This window comes from Aliinostoc sp. HNIBRCY26 (genome assembly GCF_050235535.1).
GTDB lineage: Bacteria > Cyanobacteriota > Cyanobacteriia > Cyanobacteriales > Nostocaceae > Trichormus.
Window position 1 is genome coordinate 5457454 of sequence record NZ_CP189852.1, and the last position, 17763, is coordinate 5475216.

Sequence of the window (17763 nt, forward strand, 5' to 3'; positions counted from 1 at the left end):
TTAACCCTTAGATAGTAATTGTGCATTTAAGGCTTTGGTAATGCGATCGCTAGAAAATTGTAAGTGAGCTATTGTATAAATATCCAGTTGGGGGGCGAATTTTTGCAGTTGATAGTCAATGGCTCGTTGGAGTTGGTGTAGTTCATACCAAGCTATTGTACAAGCATCCTGGGGTAAATCATTTTGATGGAGGAGCATTGCTAGGAGGATATTCAGGTGTTCTCGTTGCAATGAACGACGCATACTAGAAATCTGCTTTGGTTGTGCGTTGTGGAAAACTTCTGTCCAAATACCCGTTTGTAAGCTGTCAAACAGTTCGGGAATAGACAAAGCTTGATTATCGGGGTTTTTTAATTCTAAATCCCGTAAGCGATGCAAGCGATCGCTATCTAACAGCGATCGTAATATCCTAGTTTGAAACTGCAAAATCCGTTCGTGAATGGGATAATCAAGGCGGTTACTAGGTGTCATGCTTCCCCAGTGTTCCCATCGTGACGGTGCTAGCTGATTTAATAATTGTGGTGAAAAAGTGAAAGCATCTTCAGCAAACACATACTCTTGTAGTTTTGTCAATGCTTGATGTTGTTTGTCTCTTGGAACTCCGACAAACGCCCAAGAATAATCATCACCTACATGGAGACGCTGAAAAGATTGTCCACCGATGTACTTTGAAAGTAAAGTGGCATTGCGGAAATAATATTGCAATACCTTATTAAATAAAACACCCAAATTACTATAACTTTCGCCTTTTGCCAAAGAATGCTCATTCAAATGCTGCCACATCACACGGGCGTTATCCATTTGCCATTGGGAATAGACTAAAACATCACTACTCATATCCCAAACATTAGCCAGGGGATTAATATCCCAAATATCTTCATCAGTAGAGTAAGATAATTCTGGTTGTGGTGAAGCTAAAGCAATCTGCTCTAAAAAATCTTTCTCTGCTTCTGGGATGTAGGGTTTAAGTGCAGCGTGGGGACTGGGTTTATAACCATATTCTATCGCCCACTCATCATAGGGGCCGACAACCCAAGGAAAATAGTCTCCCTGTTCTACTCCCTGGGGTGCAATATTCACAGGTACATAATCCATCACCGAAGCAACTAAACCTTTAGTATGGGTAATAGCAGTGTTATTTAATTGTTCGGGCGTTAACATGGTACTGCCATGAAAGTTGTGACGCAAACCCAGAGTATGTCCCACTTCATGCGCCACCACCGAACGCAGATATTGATGTACATATTCTTGCATCAGTTCTGGTTGCGGTGTTGTTTGAGGCAAAAGTGACAACGCCAAAGATCCAAACGCCGCTTGATTTGTCGATTCCATCCCATAGCAAAATTCTGAAGACTCCTGCTGTTTATCTAGAGTCGGACAGGAATTATCACCCAGGGATGTAGTTGTATTTCTCAAGGCGCGATATTGCTGATTGATTGAACGCACCATATTGGCATCAATAATGATATCTGCGTCTAAGATTTCCCCAGTCAGTGGGTTGACGCGAATTGGCCCCTTGGCAAAACCTGCATCTAGGGAATTAAACCAGCGAATCGTATTGTAGCGCACATCAGCAGGTTGCCAATCCGCATCATCGGGCATTTGTCGCACTTCCACAGCATTTTCAAAACCAGCTTTAGCAAAAGCTTTGTTCCACATCAGCACACCTTCACGGATGGCATCGCGGTATTCTAAGGGAACAGCATTTTCAATCCAAAATACTATCGGTTGTTTGGGTGGAGATAGGGCTGCGTCAGGATCAGATGGTTCTAAATGCCAACGATTAATGTAGCGCACAAAAGGATCTAACCCGTCATTGTGCGAAAAATCTTGAAAAGCTGTAATAAAATATCCTACTCGGTCGTCAGCCAGTCGGGGAATATAGCCGTTGTTTTCTGGAAGTTGGGAAAAACTGTAATGTACCTTCAGCGTCAAGGCTCGACTATCAGGTAAGGTAACTAAATTTGCTCCTTCTGCTGAGGAAAAACCATAAATCGCATCTATTTCTACATTCTCTGGAAAGCTGTTGATTTTACCAAAATAAGACTTATCGATTTCTAAACGGTAATCAGTTTGAAGTGAGTATTTTAATAAGGGTGTTAGCCCAGGAAAATCACGCATCAACAGATCATGCAGGTTAATCAGAAGATGATGATTGTAGGGATTAATACTATCTATAGGTAGGGAATACAAGACTGAATCACTAAAAGAACGAGCCAGCGATCGCTGTTCTGGTTTTGTAGCATCAGTGCGAAATTTAACATTACGTACCACAAAATGCAAGTGATTATTAACTGGGTGTAAGTAAAATAGAAAGTCCGCTAAAGGTAAACCACTATAAATTCCACTTTCCCCAATTCCCGATTCCAAAGTTACCGCCGCCAGATAATTTTTATTTAACTGTTCAGGCTGAATTTCCCAGTAAATGTCTCCAGAATCAGGACTTTGATAAAAGTTAAACAGCCCCTCTTGTTTGTCTGTTGCTTGAATTATCTCCCGAAATCGCCAGAAATCGCCCTTTCTACCTAACTCAAAAGTATCAGCATCAACTAAATTTTCCTCCATTGCCATTGAATTTAGTTGCTGTGCATCAGGACTGGTAACTTCGTTAGCTACTGCATCAATACCATTAAATAGAAAACTACACAACACCAATATGGTGTAGATTGCCAATTTCCTGAGCCATTTTTTCATATTAAGTCAAAATGTGGATTAATTTGCCAAAAATCCACCCTGGAAGGATTGAATTGTGATTTCACACTAAAAACGCCACCAGGCTTTCATTAGCGTTTATTCCATCATCACTACTAGCGTTTTTGAGTAATTTTTTTCATAAATTTAAAATCGCTATATAGCAATATATATATCTTAGGATAGATGAATAATTATATATAAAATTGTGTAACACATGACATTTATGGGGATTGGGGATTGGGAAGCAGGGGAAGCAGGGGAAGAAAAAATAATGACTAATGACTAATGACTAATGACTAATGACTAATGACTAATGACTAATGACTAATGACTAATGACTAATGACTAATGACTAATGACTAATGACTAATGACTAATGACTAATGACTAATGACTAATGACTAATGACTAATGACTAATGACTAATGACTAATGACTATTGACTATTGACTATTGACCAAATCCTAAAATTTTTCCGAGAGTGCATAACATCACCCCTATTGGATGATAAATAAGTAACAAACGCCCTCCTAGAAGTGAATCACCCCCTGGAAATCAGGGGGATTTTTGTTTTTTAGGGTAATTTTCCCAATCCCCAATCCCCAATCCCCAATCCCCAATCCCCAATCCCCAATCCCCAATCCCCAGTCCCCAATCCCCAATCCCCAATCCCCAGTCCCCAGTCCCCAATCCCTATTCCCTTGCTCCACTAATGATTTAGGATTGCTATATCTTCACTATCCTCATTATGAATTTGCCTAAACCCGATTTAGAGGACATTGAAATTCAGTTGCTATTGCAAGGTTTATACCAATACTACGGTTATGACTTCCGTAACTATGCTCAGGCTTCTCTGAAAAGACGCATTCTGAGTTTTATACACTCTCAGGGTCTAAAGAATATTTCCGCACTACAAGAAAAATTACTGCACGATCGCACATCTTTGGAACAATTTTTAACTAATATCACCGTCAATGTGACATCAATGTTCCGTGACCCTAGTTTTTATTTGTGCTTTCGGAGTAAAGTTATACCATTACTCAAAACTTACCCTTTTATTCGCATTTGGCACGCTGGCTGTTCTACTGGTGAAGAAGTCTATTCAATGGCAATTCTTCTCCAGGAAGAAAACCTGTATCATCGTTGTCGCATATACGCTACTGATACTAATGAAAAGGTACTGCAAACTGCCAAAAGTGGGATTTTTCCACTTAAATTAATGCAAGAGTATACTCAACTGTATCTCAAAGCTGGTGGCAAGCAATCTTTCTCAGAATATTACACTGCTGCTTATGATCACGCAATTTTTCGCACTACATTAAAAGAAAATGTGATATTTGCCCAGCATAATCTGGCTACAGATAGTTCTTTTAATGAGTTTAATGTGATTATCTGCCGCAACGTTTTAATCTACTTTAATCAGATATTACAAAAGCAAGTGCATACACTATTTCATAATAGTTTGTGTAATTTTGGTATCTTGGGTTTAGGTAAACAAGAATCACTCAGATTTACCCCTTATGAGCAATACTATGAAGAAATAGCTAAAGGTGAAAAACTTTACCGGAGGCTGAACTAGTGTGTTTTAAAATTGTTGTAGTGGGGACTTCGTTGGGGGGATTATCAGCTTTGCAAAAAATTCTGGGTAATTTACCAGCTAATTTTCCCACTGCGATCGCCATTGTGCAGCATCGTCATAAAGAATCAGACGCTACTCTCAAAGCATTACTGCAAACATACACATCATTACCAATTCAAGAGGTAGAAGATAAAGATGAAATCATCCCAGGTAGAGTATATTTAGCACCACCTGATTATCATTTGCTAGTTGAACCTGGTTATTTTGCGCTGTCGATAGATCAGCCTGTGTCTTACGCTAGACCATCAATAGATGTATTGTTTGAATCAGCAGCTGATACCTACGGGGGAAGCGTGATTGGTCTAATATTAACAGGAGCAAATCAAGATGGTACACAAGGACTGAAAAAAATTAAGGCACGAGGAGGTATTACCATCGTACAAGAACCAAGTACGGCCGAAAGTCCGATTATGCCTGCCGCAGCTATGGCTGATCTAGCAGTAGATTGGATTTTACAACTACCAGAAATTTCGGATTTACTAGTCAATATTTGTTATTCCACAGGGAACTGAACTCATGCAGCCCGAACTCAAAGTTAACATCCTCTTAGTGGATGATAAGTTGGAAAATTTGCTCGCACTAGAGGCGATTTTAGAACGTTTGGGCGCAAATCTCGTGCGAGCTACCACCGGCGAGGACGCTTTAAGATGTCTGCTAAATCAGGATTTTGCCGTCATTTTATTAGATGTGCAGATGCCGGGAATGGATGGTTTTGAAACGGCGACAATGATTCGCAGTCGGGGGCGATCGCGTCAGACTCCCATTATTTTTTTAACAGCATTTAGTAGCAATGATCAAATGTTATTTAAAGGCTACGCTTTAGGAGCTGTAGATTATCTTCTAAAACCTATAGAATCTCATATTTTACTGTCGAAAGTGACAGTATTTGTGGAATTATTTAAAAAAACTCAAGCAGTCCAACGCCAAGCCGCGCAACTCACCGCCATGAATGCAGAATTGCGCCAAAGTGAGGAAAGATTCCGTTGTTTGAGTACCTGTTCTCCTGTAGGCATTTTTGAAACAGATACAGAAGGACATTGTAAATATACAAATCCCCGCTATCAGGCGATTTGTGGTTTGAGTGCGGTAGATACCTTACATACAAAATGGATCGATTCAGTTCACCTAGAAGATAGAGATAGAGCCGTCGCCAGTTGGAATGCTTATATTCAACAAGGTGGCGACTACTCAGAAGAATTTCAGTTTCACACTACTGATGGTAGCCTGCGATGGGTGCAGGTGCGCTCCTCTCCCATGCTTTCCAATCAAGGAGAATTATTAGGCTATGTAGGGACTTTAGAAGATATTACCACCCGTAAACAAGCCGAAGAAATCCGCGCTCAAGTAATTCGGGAACAAACCGCAAGACAAGAAGCAGAAGCTACCAATCGCATGAAGGATGAATTTTTAGCGGTACTATCCCACGAACTGCGAACACCCCTCACCGCCATGTTAGGCTGGTCGAAAATTCTCCGAGCTAAAAAACTAGACGCAACAGCCACAGCCCGCGCCCTAGAAGCAATTGAGCGCAATGCCAATACTCAAGTACAGCTAATTGAAGATATTTTAGATGTATCGCGGATTATTCGGGGTCAACTGCGCCTCAATTTATGTGCAGTGAATCCTGTTTCCGTCATTGAAGCAGCTTTAGAGGTAGTGCGCCCCTTAGCAGATACTAAAGATATTGAAGTACACACTTTCTTCAATACACCCTTGGGTTCAGTGTGTGGCGATCCATCACGATTACAGCAGATTGTCTGGAATCTCCTCACCAACGCCATTAAGTTTACACCCCAAAATGGTAAGGTAGAAGTCCATTTAACAGGTGTTGAACTGGAAGGGACTGAACTAGAAAATCAGAAAGTTTCGGCTTCTATTCCGGTAGGTATTCCTAAATCTTCTGTTTACGCTCAAATTCAAGTCATTGATACAGGAATTGGGATTACTCCAGAATTTCTGCCGAAAGTCTTTGAACGTTTCCGTCAAGCCGATAGTACCACCACGCGATCGCACAGTGGACTAGGTTTAGGATTAGCCATTGTCAGGCATTTAGTAGAATTGCATGGTGGTACAATTACCGCCGATAGTCCAGGGGAAGGACAAGGTGCCATCTTTACAGTCCGACTCCCTTTAATCGGTGCAAATCAAGAGAATGTCAATCAGCCACAAGAGGTAAGTTTTTGGCAAAATTCCACACCCCTCCAAGGAGTCAAAGTCTTAGTAGTCGATGATGAAATTGATACCTGTAATTTATTAGTTTGCTTATTGGAAGAATCCGGTGCGATCGCGGATGCCGCCAACTCCACAGAAGCGGCGTTAGCAATACTAGAAGAATCACAACCTGACATTTTAATCACTGATTTAGCAATGTCAGACTCAGATGGTTATAGTTTCATTCACAGATTACGCAACCTAGAAGCACAACAGGGAGGTAACATTCCCGCGATCGCCCTCACCGCATTGTCTCCTGAAGCCGCATCGCCTCCATCTATTCCACTGGGATTTCAGCAACATCTATTCAAGCCGATTGAAGCCGATAAGTTAATTACTACAGTCATCAATCTTTTGGAGTTAGCCGCAGTCGGGAAAATTTAATAATTTGTTTGGCTACTATATTTTTATGTTTTAGTACAAATGTACTAAAAACTGTTAAAATGCCTAAAAAGCCAAGTAACATTGCGAACAACAATGAAAAAAACTGTAGCTAGCAACAAACAGCCTATTTCACTACCATTAGCACTATTACCAGCAACCTTAAATAGTGCCATAGTGCCACTACAGCCACCGCAAGACACAATTAGCACCTGGGAGAGATTAAATACACTGGTACAGAACATTAATCAAATAGCAGCAGAGTTAGAAGCCAAGATATTAGAATTGAAAGCGATCGCTAGCAATATCAACAGTCACCTCAATTATTCGACAGCAAGTAGTCAGCAGTCATATAAAAGTATTTGCCAGTATTCAACTGTAAGTATTCCCTGGGTGAGACAAAAGCCAGATTATTCCTTTCTGCTCACAACCAGAAAAATTGATTTATTTAAAGCCGAAAGAGAAGCAACACTCCTCGCACAACAACTGCGTCAACGCGCCCATAGGAAAAAATTAGGCAAGCAGCGACGGAGGGGATAGGGGACGAATCAATTCAAAATTCAAAATTCAAAATTCAAAATGAAGAGGAGTTGGGGATTAGGGATTGGGGACTGGGGACTGGGGATTGCGTTAGCGTACCACTCCGTGGAAGCAAGCTACGCGTAGCGTCTCGTAGAGAAGCGGGGCGGGAGCATCGTTGCGAATTGCGAATTGCAAATTGCAAATTAGTTCACTGTTCCCTGACTGAAGGGTTTGGTCACTTGATTAACTGAAGATAAGAGATAATAATTTGACGGAGGAAGCAAATAGCAAATCGCTCAACGTATCTTAAGAGGATGAGAGAAGTGTTTAGGACACTTTTACTAATTACTATTGGTTTGTTACCTTCCCTGTTTTCGCTATGGGTAATTCGTAAAACCCATTGGCGGATACGTTTACGGTTGCGCCAAGCCGCCATTAATGCTTCTAGAGCTAGGATACAACAAAGTCTTAGACCAGTAGAAGGCGATCGCTATTACCTAGAAGGAGTAGGCTTTCTCATTGGTGACATTAGTTGTAAATTCAATGCCCGTTGCGGTTATCTCCGTTGTGCAGTCAACCCCCACGGCCCCTGTAAAGGGTGTAGGTATTATGAGGCCAGGGATTAAGGATGGGAAGTAATGAGTGCTGAGTAATGAGTAATGAGTAATGAGTGCTGTTAGTGGTAGCGCGGCGTTTAGCCGGTGCTGAGTAATGACTAATGACTATTGACAAGAAAGGTAAAGGGCAGAAGGCAGAAGGAAAAAAATGCTTGTTGGGTTCAAGCCCCGTCCCTTGTGGGTGGCTATCTTTAATTTTGAATTTTGAATTTTGAATTTTGAATTGGAGCGAAGCGACTTGACTATCCACCATCCTTGGTAGAGTGAGAATATAAGCAAAATATAAACTCGCCAGATTTTTACGGCAAAACATGGGCAGTATTTGGGAAATAGATTTTTACTCCCGTCCGATTTTGGACGAAAATCAGAAAAAAATTTGGGAAGTCTTAGTCTGTGAAAGTCCTTTAGATATTCGCACAAACTTAGATTCTCTATTCCGTTATGCAAAGTATTGTCCTAGTACACAGGTAAACTCACTCTGGTTAAGGACAGCATTACAGGAAGCTATCGATAAAGCTGGGGAAGCACCAATCAAAATTCGCTTTTTCCGCCGTCAAATGAACAATATGATTACTAAAGCTTGCGAAGATTTGGGGATTCCTTCCCTACCTAGTCGCAAGACTTTGGTACTTAACCAATGGCTGCAAGAGCGTATGACTGAGGTTTATCCCCAAGAAGTAGGCTATCAAGGGGGGACAAATCCTTCAGTCAGGTTAGATAGTCCTTTACCCCAGAGATTGCCTGATGCCCTAGAAGGACAACAATGGATATTTGTCTCCTTATCGGCTGGGGAGTTGGCGGAGATGCCAGAATGGGAAATCGGCTTTAGTGAAGCTTTTCCCCTAGATTTAGCACAATTAGCCCCCGAAACCCGCATCCCTGGTATTTTGATTTTCTCACCCAGGGCTTTACCTTTAGCTGGTTGGATGTCTGGTTTGGAGTTGGCATTTTTGCGGATTGATGAGAAACAAGGAACGAAGTTAGTTTTAGAAACTGGTTCTACAGAAAGTTGGATTTTAGCCAATATCAAAAATCCCACCACCTTAGCGGAAGCCAAGGGTTTTGAAGCTGCCAAGCAAAAAGCCAACGGTGTACATTTTCTAGGCGTACAATCTGATCCCCAAGCGGAAGCTTTCGCAGGATTTTGGCTATTACAGGAGATTAGTTTGCCTTAAATGGGGTATGGGGTATGGGGCATTGGGAATTAGTTAAACTACCCTCCCATCCCTAACAGTTCTTTAATTTTGAATTTTGAATTTTGAATTTTGAATTGTTTTACCCCCAATCCTAATAAATGCAAAGAGATACCGATCATTTGGGATAATTATCTGCGTCCGTCTGCATTGCGAATTTATCAAATGCTAATTTACGCGGATAATTGCTAATGATTTGGGATAATGATCTGCGTTGAGTGGCGGTTCAAAATCCAAAATCCATCATTTACCGAGAGTCATGGGTTCTGAAAATTTGTTACAGGATACACTAGCAGAACGGCTACTGGAGTTAGCTATCAAATCGGGCGCAGAAGCAGCTGAGGTGTATCAGTCGCGATCGCTATCTCGTCCGGTGTTTTTTGAGGCTAACCGACTCAAACAACTAGAAACCAGTCAATCTGAAGGTACGGCACTGCGATTATGGCGCAATGGCCGTCCAGGACTCACGGTGGCTTACGGTTCTGTAGAACCACAAGCAATGGTAGAAAGGGCGATCGCTTTGAGCAAACTTAACCAGCCAGAAGTCTTGGAGTTAGTCAGCGATTCTCAGGGTGTTTATCCCGATTTAGGGACAGCCATACCTGTAGAAGTTTTAGTGGGTTGGGGAAAAGAAGCGATCGCAATTATCCGTGATGCTTATCCAGATGTTGTCTGTAATAGTGACTGGGAATGTGATTTAGAAGTAACCAGAATTGTCAACAGTAGAGGTTTAGACGCGTATTATACTGATACAACATTAAGTTGCTATATGTCAGCTGAATGGGTGCGGGGTGATGATTTTTTAAGTGTTTCCGATGGTCAAACCCAGCGCGACATTTTAGAACCGGAAAAATTAGCCCAGCAAATTTTACAAAGATTGACGTGGGCGAAGAAAAATGTTTCGTCTCCTCATAGACGCGTCCCGGTGTTGTTCACATCTAAGGCTGCGGATATGTTGTGGGGAACTGCCCAAGCGGCGTTAAATGGTAAACGAGTGCTAGAATCAGCCTCGCCTTGGGCAGAACGTATTGGTCAAAAAATCATTGCTTCTAGCCTGACTTTGTATCAAGACCCCTTAGCAGGCCCTTATAGCTGTCCTTTTGATGACGAAGGTACACCCACCAGTCCTTTAGTATTTGTCGAAAATGGCATCTTACAAAATTATTATTGCGATCGCACCACTGGAAAGAAACTAGGCACTGGTACAACTGGGAACGCTGTCCGTCCTAGTTTAAGTAGTTATCCCACCCCTGGGTTATTTAATTTTCTGATCAAACCTGGTACAGCATCATTACAAGAGTTAATTCAAAATATTGATGACGGTTTAATAGTGGATCAAATGTTAGGTGGCGGCGGCGGTATTTCCGGTGACTTTTCTATCAACATCGAACTAGGTTATCGCGTCCGCAAAGGAGAAGTTATCGGACGTATAAAAGATACGATGGTAGCAGGTAATATCTATACTGCTCTCAAACAAATAGAATTAGGTAGTGATACTGATTGGAATGGCTCTTGTTACACTCCATCTTTGATAGTGGAAGGACTATCGACAACGGGGAGGAATTAGGGATTGGGGATTGGGGATTGGGGATTGGGGACTGGGGATTGGGGACTGGGGACTGGGGATTGGGGACAAGGTAGACAAGGTAGACAAGGTAGGAGATGAGAAAAACTGTTCCCTGTTCCCTGTTCCCTGTTCCCTGTTCCCTGTTCCCTGTTCCCTAATGACTAATGACTAATAACTAACAACTAACTTATGGACTTTCGTAGGTGGTTGCAGCCCAGAAAAGGGTTAGCGATCGCAGAAGCTTGTATTATCGGGGTGGTGGCTGCTTTCTCTGCGGTTATCTTAAAGGTGGGTTCGGGTTCGTTGGGTGCATTACGGGTTCAGAGTTCCCATATTGTACCGGCATGGGTGGCTTTACCTTTAGTCGGGGTGAGTTTTGGGTTTTTAGCTGGCTGGCTGGTAGAAAGGTTAGCACCACAGGCGGCGGGTAGTGGTATCCCTCAAGTTAAGGCGACTTTGGCTAATGTCCCGACGAAATTATCTTGGCGGGTAGCTTTAATTAAGCTATTCACTGCCATTATTGTTTTAGGTTCGGGGATGACTTTAGGAAGACAAGGGCCGACAGTGCAAGTGGGTGCTGGTTTAGCGGCGGGGATGAGTCATTTAGTTCCGACTTCGCCTGATCATCGGCGACAAATGATCGCAGCTGGTGCGGGGGCTGGTTTGGCGGCAGCTTTTAATGCTCCCATCGCTGGGGTACTATTTATTATTGAGGAATTACTGCAAGATTTATCAGGCTTAACTTTAGGAACTGCAATTATCGCGGCGTTTATTGGTGGGGTGATGTCGCGGTTGTTGGGTGGTGGTAGTCTGGATTTAAGTATTGAATTAATGCACTACTCCAGTAGATTCTACTTTACAGAAATTCCCTTTTTTTTGCTGTTGGGTGTTTTAGCAGGGATACTGGGGGCATTATTTAATCAAGGTTTAATTTTAAGTATCAAATTATATCGCCGCTTGCATATTAGCTTACCCTTGAGGATGGCTTTAGCTGGCTTAATTTCGGGAATTATTGTGTCTTTATTGCCGGCTTCTTTTCGAGATAATACGGGATTACGAGAATATATTATTACTGGTGAATTACAGCCCACCATAGCCGCGATCGCCTTTATCTCTCAGTTCATTCTCACCCTCATCGCCTTTGGTTCGGGCGCGCCGGGAGGATTATTTGCACCAAGTTTGATTTTAGGTTCAGTTTTGGGTCACATGGTAGGGGTGTTAAGCTTCCAAGTTGTTGATCAAGCTTCTCCCATTACTTATGCTTTAGCTGGGATGGGGGGATTTTTTAGTGCAGTTTCTAAAGTCCCCATCACCGCTATTGTGATTGTCTTTGAGATGACCACGGATTTTAATCTAGTGCTACCTTTAATGATTGTGGTAGTCACTGCTTATTTAGTAGCTGATAAGGTATTTCCTGGTTCGCTGTATGAAAAGCTTTTGCAATTGAATGGTATTACCTTAACTAAAAAAGTTTCTGTCGAAGGTATTTTAAATCAGTTAACCGCTAAGGATGTAATGCAACAACGGGTAGAAACCCTAGATGCAGACATGACTTTAGAAGAAGTTACCCAAGCGTTTTCTACTTCCCATCATCGCGGGTTTCCGGTAGTGGAGAATAGTAAACTGGTGGGAATTGTCACCCAATCAGATTTAACTAAAATTCAAAATCGCCACTTACAAAAGGATACACCTTTACGAGAGATTATGACCGCCAATCCCATGACGGTGACACCTGTGCATAGCTTGAGTAATGTGTTGTATTTACTAGATAGATATCAACTCAGTCGCTTACCCGTGGTAGAAGGGAAAAAACTGATTGGGATTATTACCCGTGCAGACATTATCCGCGCCGAAGCAGATCAATTGAACGGGAAAAACGCTATTCCAGGGCCACAACCAGAACCTTCCTATGTAGTTTACCAAACGCGATCGCCCAGCGTTGGCAGAGGTAGGTTATTAGTCCCCGTCGCCAACCCCGAAACCGCCGAGACATTATTAGAAATGGCAACCGCCATTGCCCGCGATCGCCACTATGAAATAGAATGCGTCCAGGTGATTTTAGTATCCCGTCACAGTTCTCCCGCCGAAACACCAGTCAGAACTACAAAAAGTCGTCGTCTCCTCAGACAAGCGGAAGTTTTAGCTAAAAAATGGCACATTCCCCTACATACTCAAATTCGCGTCGCCCACGATACCGCCCAAGCTATCCTAGAAAGCATCAAGGAAAGCCATATAGACATAATTTTGATGGGTTGGAAAGGTAACACCTCCACCCCAGGACGAATCTTTGGTAACGTCGTAGACACCATCATCCGCCAAGCCACCTGTGACGTAGTGCTAGTTAAATTAGGTAGCAGTCAACAGTCAACAGTCAATAGTCAACAGTCCTTTAATCGTTGGTTGGTGCCGATGGCTGGGGGGCCGAATGCAAGATTAGCAATTAAACTGTTACCAGCTTTAGTTACTCTGGGAGATCATCCGCAAATTTGTTTAACACGGGTATTTAAACCCCTGGAATTCCAACCAGATATGACAGTGATAGAACAAGCCTTGCGTCAATTGATGCGTCGCCGTCAATTAGCGAGTACAGTGGTTGCAACTCCCGTACAAGCTGACTCTGTGGCTGAGGGTGTAATTAATTTAGTAGAAACTGAAGGTTTTGATGTGGTGGTTTTGGGTGCTTCTCGTGAAGGCTTACTGCAACAAGCTATCCAAGGTAATATACCAGAAGCGATCGCCTCTGGTGTAGATAGTACGGTGATATTAGTGCGGGGAGCAATTACATGATTGTGGTATCACCGCACAATCAAAGATATTGATATTTAAGTTCCACTGTTTCCAAACAACACAAAACTATCAGCAGTTAAAGCCGCACGGTTAGAGAATTGGGCAATTTGCACTTGTGCAGCACCACCAAAACCGTCAGCATCATAGAACAACTCACCCTTAGCTTGATTGTAGATGAAGCGATCGCCCGTCTATAAGAGCTATAGGACTCATATTTGATTTCTGAAAAAACTCCGTACACTTTTGTTCCTTCTTACCTGTTCCTCCGAAGTTCTGAGCGGAGGTTTCCTCCGCTCATACTTCTCTCTGTTCCCTGTTAAGAGTTCCCTTCCTACGCAAATGATTTCAGGAATCAAAGCGGATTCCTATACAACTTTCAAGTTTGCGTAATATGCCCAAAATCTTAACGGAACTGTATTATCCTATAAACTAAATATTTTGGTGGAATTACATTACAAAATCTTCGCTAAAATTCGTCTCACCTAAAGCTATTTGCACAGTAAATGCTTCTCCCACTGCACAGCTAAACTTAAGTTGGATATAAATGTCGGTGCATCTAGCTATAACTTCTCGCAATATATTACCAGAATTATCCAGCAGTATCAGTTTTAAATCAGGTGGTAAATAATTATGATTACCTGTGGGATAAACTTGTAAAAGTACGCTAACATCACCATCAATCTTGTGTAAAAATGCCACTGCTAAAGCTATATCTTTACCTGCAATCTCTATTCCTAAATCAATCAGTTTAATTCGTCTGATACCAGCAGCCGGATTTGCTGGATCAAGTTTTCGCAAACTTTCTACAGCTATCCATAATGTTTCATCATCAGATGTGCTGCGTAACAAATTCACCAAGGCTGGAATTGCATCACTATTACCAACAGCAACCTCTCCTAACTCTTTAGCTGCACGCTGACGTTGTTTTTCGTTATTCGTAGATGATAATTGCTGAATAATTGCCGTAATTTCATCGGGGTTTAGGGGAGAGTGCTGTAATTCCCTAGCACTGCGGGTAGCAACTGCGAATTTTGGTAATTGAGAAGAATCTTGCCATTCGGGTTCAAAAATATTTTGTGTCCAGCGACTGAGAATAGTATGGGTTTTATTTAAGGCTGTCGCTAGTGAACTGATGAATTTATGTTCAGTGGACTCAAATTCTGCTAATTCTTGCTCTATATCTATTTGCTCTTGGAGAATCTTATCGGTAAAGTTTACAGTTTTAATATAGGTATGATAAGCTGCTACGGGTATTGTTAGAACGTCGTTCCATTCTTGTTCTTGTTGATGAAAGAGAGTTATTTTATTGATGTCTAAAGATGTTGCAGCGTTTAATTTTAAACCTAAGTTTTCAATATGATGGATTTCTAGTTTTTGCTCGACTAAACCATGATAATAGTCTCCTACTGTTAATAAAACATCGTAAATCTCCCTTGATAACCTTTGACCGAATGGCTGTAATAAATTACTAACTAACATCGGTTGTACGTGCCAAGTTTCTGCTAATAAATCTTGTGCTGAACCACAAATCTGAGCAGGAATTAATAAATTAATATCAGAAGTAAAATTAGTTTCGGTAGACAATACCATGACAGAAACAATCTCTGCTTCCGGTTCCGTGACAATCATGACGTAGCGGGGTGGAGTTTCTCCCCGTAAAAAGCTTTGAGCTGCGGTAGAGTAGAATTGATTTTCGGCAGTGGGGCAAAACTCACCATAATATTGTAAGTGGCGACTGATTTCCCAGATTTCTCCAGGTTGTGGTGCTGCTAAAGGTTTTCGCAGATTAGCAGATTGAGATTTTTCAGATTCTCTACGCATAGGTGAAAATTTCCCGATATTGAAGGGTTGTTAATTGTGTTAACAAGTCAGTGGATTATTCTATGCCAACAAATAATAAATTCTTCCAAATTGGCGAAAAGATTACCATGTGGCTTGTGAACGCCTGCGAGTAACTTTAGTTTGAGTTTGTGCGTGTTTAATGGCTTCGGGTTGTAATAGTCCTAATTCCATAGCGACACGTCCTACTAATTCTTTCCAACGCTTGGAAACTTCACCTTGGCTAATTCCTAGTGCAGACGCTTGTTGGGTTTGGTTTTTACCTGCAACCATCAGCTGCCATAATTTGAGATAACCGCGATCGCTATACCGCGAATCTAGATTGATAATTGTTTGTTTTGCTTGGATAATTAAATCGGCGCGGGTGACAGCATCCCATAAATTACTATCATCAGCAATGGTGTCTACCCAAAAAAAATCTGTACCAGCGATAGTAGTATCGAGACTTTGGTAGTGACGCAGCTGTTCTTTTTTCACAAAGTTAATAATCTCATATCGCGCCACAACTGTAGCCCAACGCTGAAATTCTGCCATTCCCCCTTGGTGAAACTTCCCAGCTTTTACGGCTTCGTAAACTTTCATCATTGCAGTTTGCACCGCATCTTCCCAAGACATAGAAGTGCCTCTAGTATATTTGCGCGCAATCTTGGCGATTACTTCTTGATACTCGGCATCAATGATGAAATGTGTAACGGTATCTGCGATTGGTTTTGACTGCATAAGTATATTATCTCAACTTACATAAAAAGAGAGCAGATCACAAGAGGACGGCGATTGCAGATTACTCAATAGACTAATCCTTGATACGTCTGTTCCAAATGAAATTGCTATTTGTCAGATCAAAAACACTGACATATATAGGTTTGGGGATGAGATTTTATGCACCTGCTAAAGATTGTATGAGCAACAAAAAGCTTACTGAGTCTTGCTTTGCAGTCTTTTTATGATGTTGTGTAGAAATTTTTTAGCAAATTTTGGAATATTTTCTCAGCCTTATCTGTTATTGAAAGTGAGGACGAAATCAACTAACTCTCGTGATTGCAGAAAGTTAAGTAGGAGGAAATATCTATGAACAAATATATTAGATTTAAAAGCCTAATTCTGAGTTTACTTGTACCCACTACTGCTGTTTTGACTGTACAACAAAACAGTGCGATCGCGCAGCGACTCCCCTGGATTATCGCTCAATCTCCCACAACAGAGGTTTCTGCTTTAGATGTGACCATTACCACTGGAGGAGATGATCTACGAGAAGGATCTGTGGCGTATGGAGTAGTGGAATTACAAGGAGGAAGGACAGAAAAAGTCAATCTGAATCGTGGAAGAAACTGGCGTAATAACTCCACCAACAGAGTTTCTCTACCTTTACCCAGAGGTACAAGACTCGCAGATTTAGTTTCTTTCACCCTAGAACATGATGGTGCGCCCCGACGATTTCCTGATGGCTACGATAACTGGAATGTTGATACCCTCAAGGTTGCTACACCTAGAACCTGTTCTGCTGGGGTACAACTAGCAAACACATCTGGACGGCCATTGGTGCGTTTGACTGGAGTCAACACATTTCACGATATTACCCTCAATGCCCCATCCTCAGCCAGAAATACACCAATTTCATCCTTGCAAGTAGCCATTACTACTGGCGGTGATGACCTCAGAGGCGGTTCTGTAGCCTACGGAGTAATTAAACTACAGAATGGCACAACACTGTCAAAGGTCAATCTTAACCAGGGAAGAAATTGGCCAAATAACTCCACCAATACAGTAACTATTCCTTTACCATCAGGGACAAAAATTGGTGACTTGGCTGGATTGAGAATCGAACATAGTGGCGCACCCCGCAATCCTTTTGATGGTTACGATAACTGGAATATAGATAGAGTCAGAATTGCGACACCTGAAAGTTGTTCTGCGGCAGTACAACTGGTTAATAGAACGGGACGGCCACTGGTACGTTTCACCGGCGGAGATACCTTTAGGAAATATCCCATTAACCTACGCTAAGAAATTAGGGACTTACCACTAGAAAAATATACTATCACTGTGTAGGCAGAGGGGCAGGCTTCCGCCGTGAGCGTCAGCCGAACGGGGGTAGGGAGAAAAATCACGATGTCTTCTCGCAGAAATTGGATAATTTATTTTCTGGAAGTCCCTTAATCTTCATTGCAAGTTAAGTAAATAATCAAAAGTTTGTAGTAAGGACTTTAGTCCTTATGATAGGACTAAATGTAATTTCTTACATTACTTTACATTCCGCCTGAGAAATTACCTGAATTGAATTGATTAGATGAGGAAAGTTAATATTTCCTCATC

General features: G+C 41.8%; 13 protein-coding genes. 10 read left to right on the forward strand and 3 right to left on the reverse strand.

Annotated features, from left to right (window positions below; genetic code table 11):
* Positions 1-2694 carry a zinc-dependent metalloprotease gene (locus tag ACQFX9_RS23115; protein WP_427158801.1) on the reverse strand — a complete coding sequence of 898 codons (2694 nt, stop codon included), beginning with the start codon at positions 2692-2694 and terminating at the stop codon, positions 1-3.
* A 567-nt stretch (positions 2695-3261) separates the two neighbouring features.
* Between ACQFX9_RS23115 and ACQFX9_RS23120 the strand changes: the two genes are divergently transcribed.
* The 9 genes from ACQFX9_RS23120 to ACQFX9_RS23160 all read left to right on the forward strand — a co-directional run bounded on the left by ACQFX9_RS23120 (position 3262) and on the right by ACQFX9_RS23160 (position 13611).
* Positions 3262-3456, forward strand: a complete 195-nt coding sequence (locus ACQFX9_RS23120; protein ID WP_427158802.1) for a hypothetical protein — start codon at positions 3262-3264, stop codon at positions 3454-3456.
* Entirely contained in the window at positions 3443-4273 is an 831-nt protein-coding gene (locus ACQFX9_RS23125; RefSeq protein ID WP_427158805.1) for a CheR family methyltransferase, read from the forward strand. The genes ACQFX9_RS23120 and ACQFX9_RS23125 overlap by 14 nt, the downstream gene beginning before the upstream one ends.
* Positions 4273-4845: a chemotaxis protein CheB gene (locus tag ACQFX9_RS23130; RefSeq protein ID WP_427158806.1), complete on the forward strand. Its 573-nt coding sequence runs from the start codon at positions 4273-4275 to the stop codon at positions 4843-4845. Before ACQFX9_RS23125 ends, ACQFX9_RS23130 begins: the two co-directional genes overlap by 1 nt.
* 4 nt (positions 4846-4849) lie before the next feature.
* A complete protein-coding gene (locus ACQFX9_RS23135) occupies positions 4850-6928 on the forward strand; it encodes a hybrid sensor histidine kinase/response regulator (protein ID WP_427158807.1) in 2079 nt (692 codons plus the stop codon).
* A gap of 93 nt (positions 6929-7021) precedes the next feature.
* Positions 7022-7465: a hypothetical protein gene (locus tag ACQFX9_RS23140; protein WP_427158808.1), complete on the forward strand. Its 444-nt coding sequence runs from the start codon at positions 7022-7024 to the stop codon at positions 7463-7465.
* Positions 7466-7770: 305 nt separating this feature from the next.
* A complete protein-coding gene (locus ACQFX9_RS23145; protein ID WP_103137834.1) occupies positions 7771-8073 on the forward strand; it encodes a DUF6464 family protein in 303 nt (100 codons plus the stop codon).
* A 302-nt stretch (positions 8074-8375) separates the two neighbouring features.
* On the forward strand, positions 8376-9239 hold the full coding sequence (locus ACQFX9_RS23150; protein ID WP_427158810.1) for a Tab2/Atab2 family RNA-binding protein: 864 nt from the start codon (positions 8376-8378) through the stop codon (positions 9237-9239).
* Positions 9240-9516: 277 nt separating this feature from the next.
* The gene (locus ACQFX9_RS23155; RefSeq protein WP_427158811.1) at positions 9517-10824 is read left to right on the forward strand and encodes a TldD/PmbA family protein; all 1308 of its coding nucleotides are present in this window, start codon (positions 9517-9519) and stop codon (positions 10822-10824) included.
* Between the two features lie 189 nt (positions 10825-11013).
* Positions 11014-13611 (forward strand): chloride channel protein, encoded by a 2598-nt coding sequence (locus ACQFX9_RS23160; protein WP_427158813.1) that lies wholly within the window; start codon positions 11014-11016, stop codon positions 13609-13611.
* A 447-nt stretch (positions 13612-14058) separates the two neighbouring features.
* On the opposite strand, the gene ACQFX9_RS23165 is transcribed toward ACQFX9_RS23160, so the two are convergent.
* On the reverse strand, positions 14059-15432 hold the full coding sequence (locus tag ACQFX9_RS23165; RefSeq protein WP_427158814.1) for a DUF1822 family protein: 1374 nt from the start codon (positions 15430-15432) through the stop codon (positions 14059-14061).
* A 102-nt stretch (positions 15433-15534) separates the two neighbouring features.
* Positions 15535-16170 (reverse strand): sigma-70 family RNA polymerase sigma factor, encoded by a 636-nt coding sequence (locus tag ACQFX9_RS23170; RefSeq protein WP_427158815.1) that lies wholly within the window; start codon positions 16168-16170, stop codon positions 15535-15537.
* A 348-nt stretch (positions 16171-16518) separates the two neighbouring features.
* On the opposite strand from ACQFX9_RS23170, the gene ACQFX9_RS23175 reads away from it, so the two are divergent.
* Positions 16519-17454, forward strand: a complete 936-nt coding sequence (locus tag ACQFX9_RS23175; RefSeq protein WP_427158817.1) for a hypothetical protein — start codon at positions 16519-16521, stop codon at positions 17452-17454.
* Positions 17455-17763: the final 309 nt, after the last annotated feature.

Bases quoted from the DNA above. Each gene is read 5' to 3' on its own strand.
- ACQFX9_RS23115 (WP_427158801.1), bottom strand. From the start codon at position 2,694: ATGAAAAAATGGCTCAGGAAATTGGCAATCTACACCATATTGGTGTTG.
- ACQFX9_RS23125 (WP_427158805.1), top strand. From the start codon at position 3,443: ATGAATTTGCCTAAACCCGATTTAGAGGACATTGAAATTCAGTTGCTA.
- ACQFX9_RS23135 (WP_427158807.1), top strand. From the start codon at position 4,850: ATGCAGCCCGAACTCAAAGTTAACATCCTCTTAGTGGATGATAAGTTG.
- ACQFX9_RS23140 (WP_427158808.1), top strand. From the start codon at position 7,022: ATGAAAAAAACTGTAGCTAGCAACAAACAGCCTATTTCACTACCATTA.
- ACQFX9_RS23150 (WP_427158810.1), top strand. From the start codon at position 8,376: ATGGGCAGTATTTGGGAAATAGATTTTTACTCCCGTCCGATTTTGGAC.
- ACQFX9_RS23155 (WP_427158811.1), top strand. From the start codon at position 9,517: ATGGGTTCTGAAAATTTGTTACAGGATACACTAGCAGAACGGCTACTG.
- ACQFX9_RS23160 (WP_427158813.1), top strand. From the start codon at position 11,014: ATGGACTTTCGTAGGTGGTTGCAGCCCAGAAAAGGGTTAGCGATCGCA.
- ACQFX9_RS23165 (WP_427158814.1), bottom strand. From the start codon at position 15,432: ATGCGTAGAGAATCTGAAAAATCTCAATCTGCTAATCTGCGAAAACCT.
- ACQFX9_RS23170 (WP_427158815.1), bottom strand. From the start codon at position 16,170: ATGCAGTCAAAACCAATCGCAGATACCGTTACACATTTCATCATTGAT.
- ACQFX9_RS23175 (WP_427158817.1), top strand. From the start codon at position 16,519: ATGAACAAATATATTAGATTTAAAAGCCTAATTCTGAGTTTACTTGTA.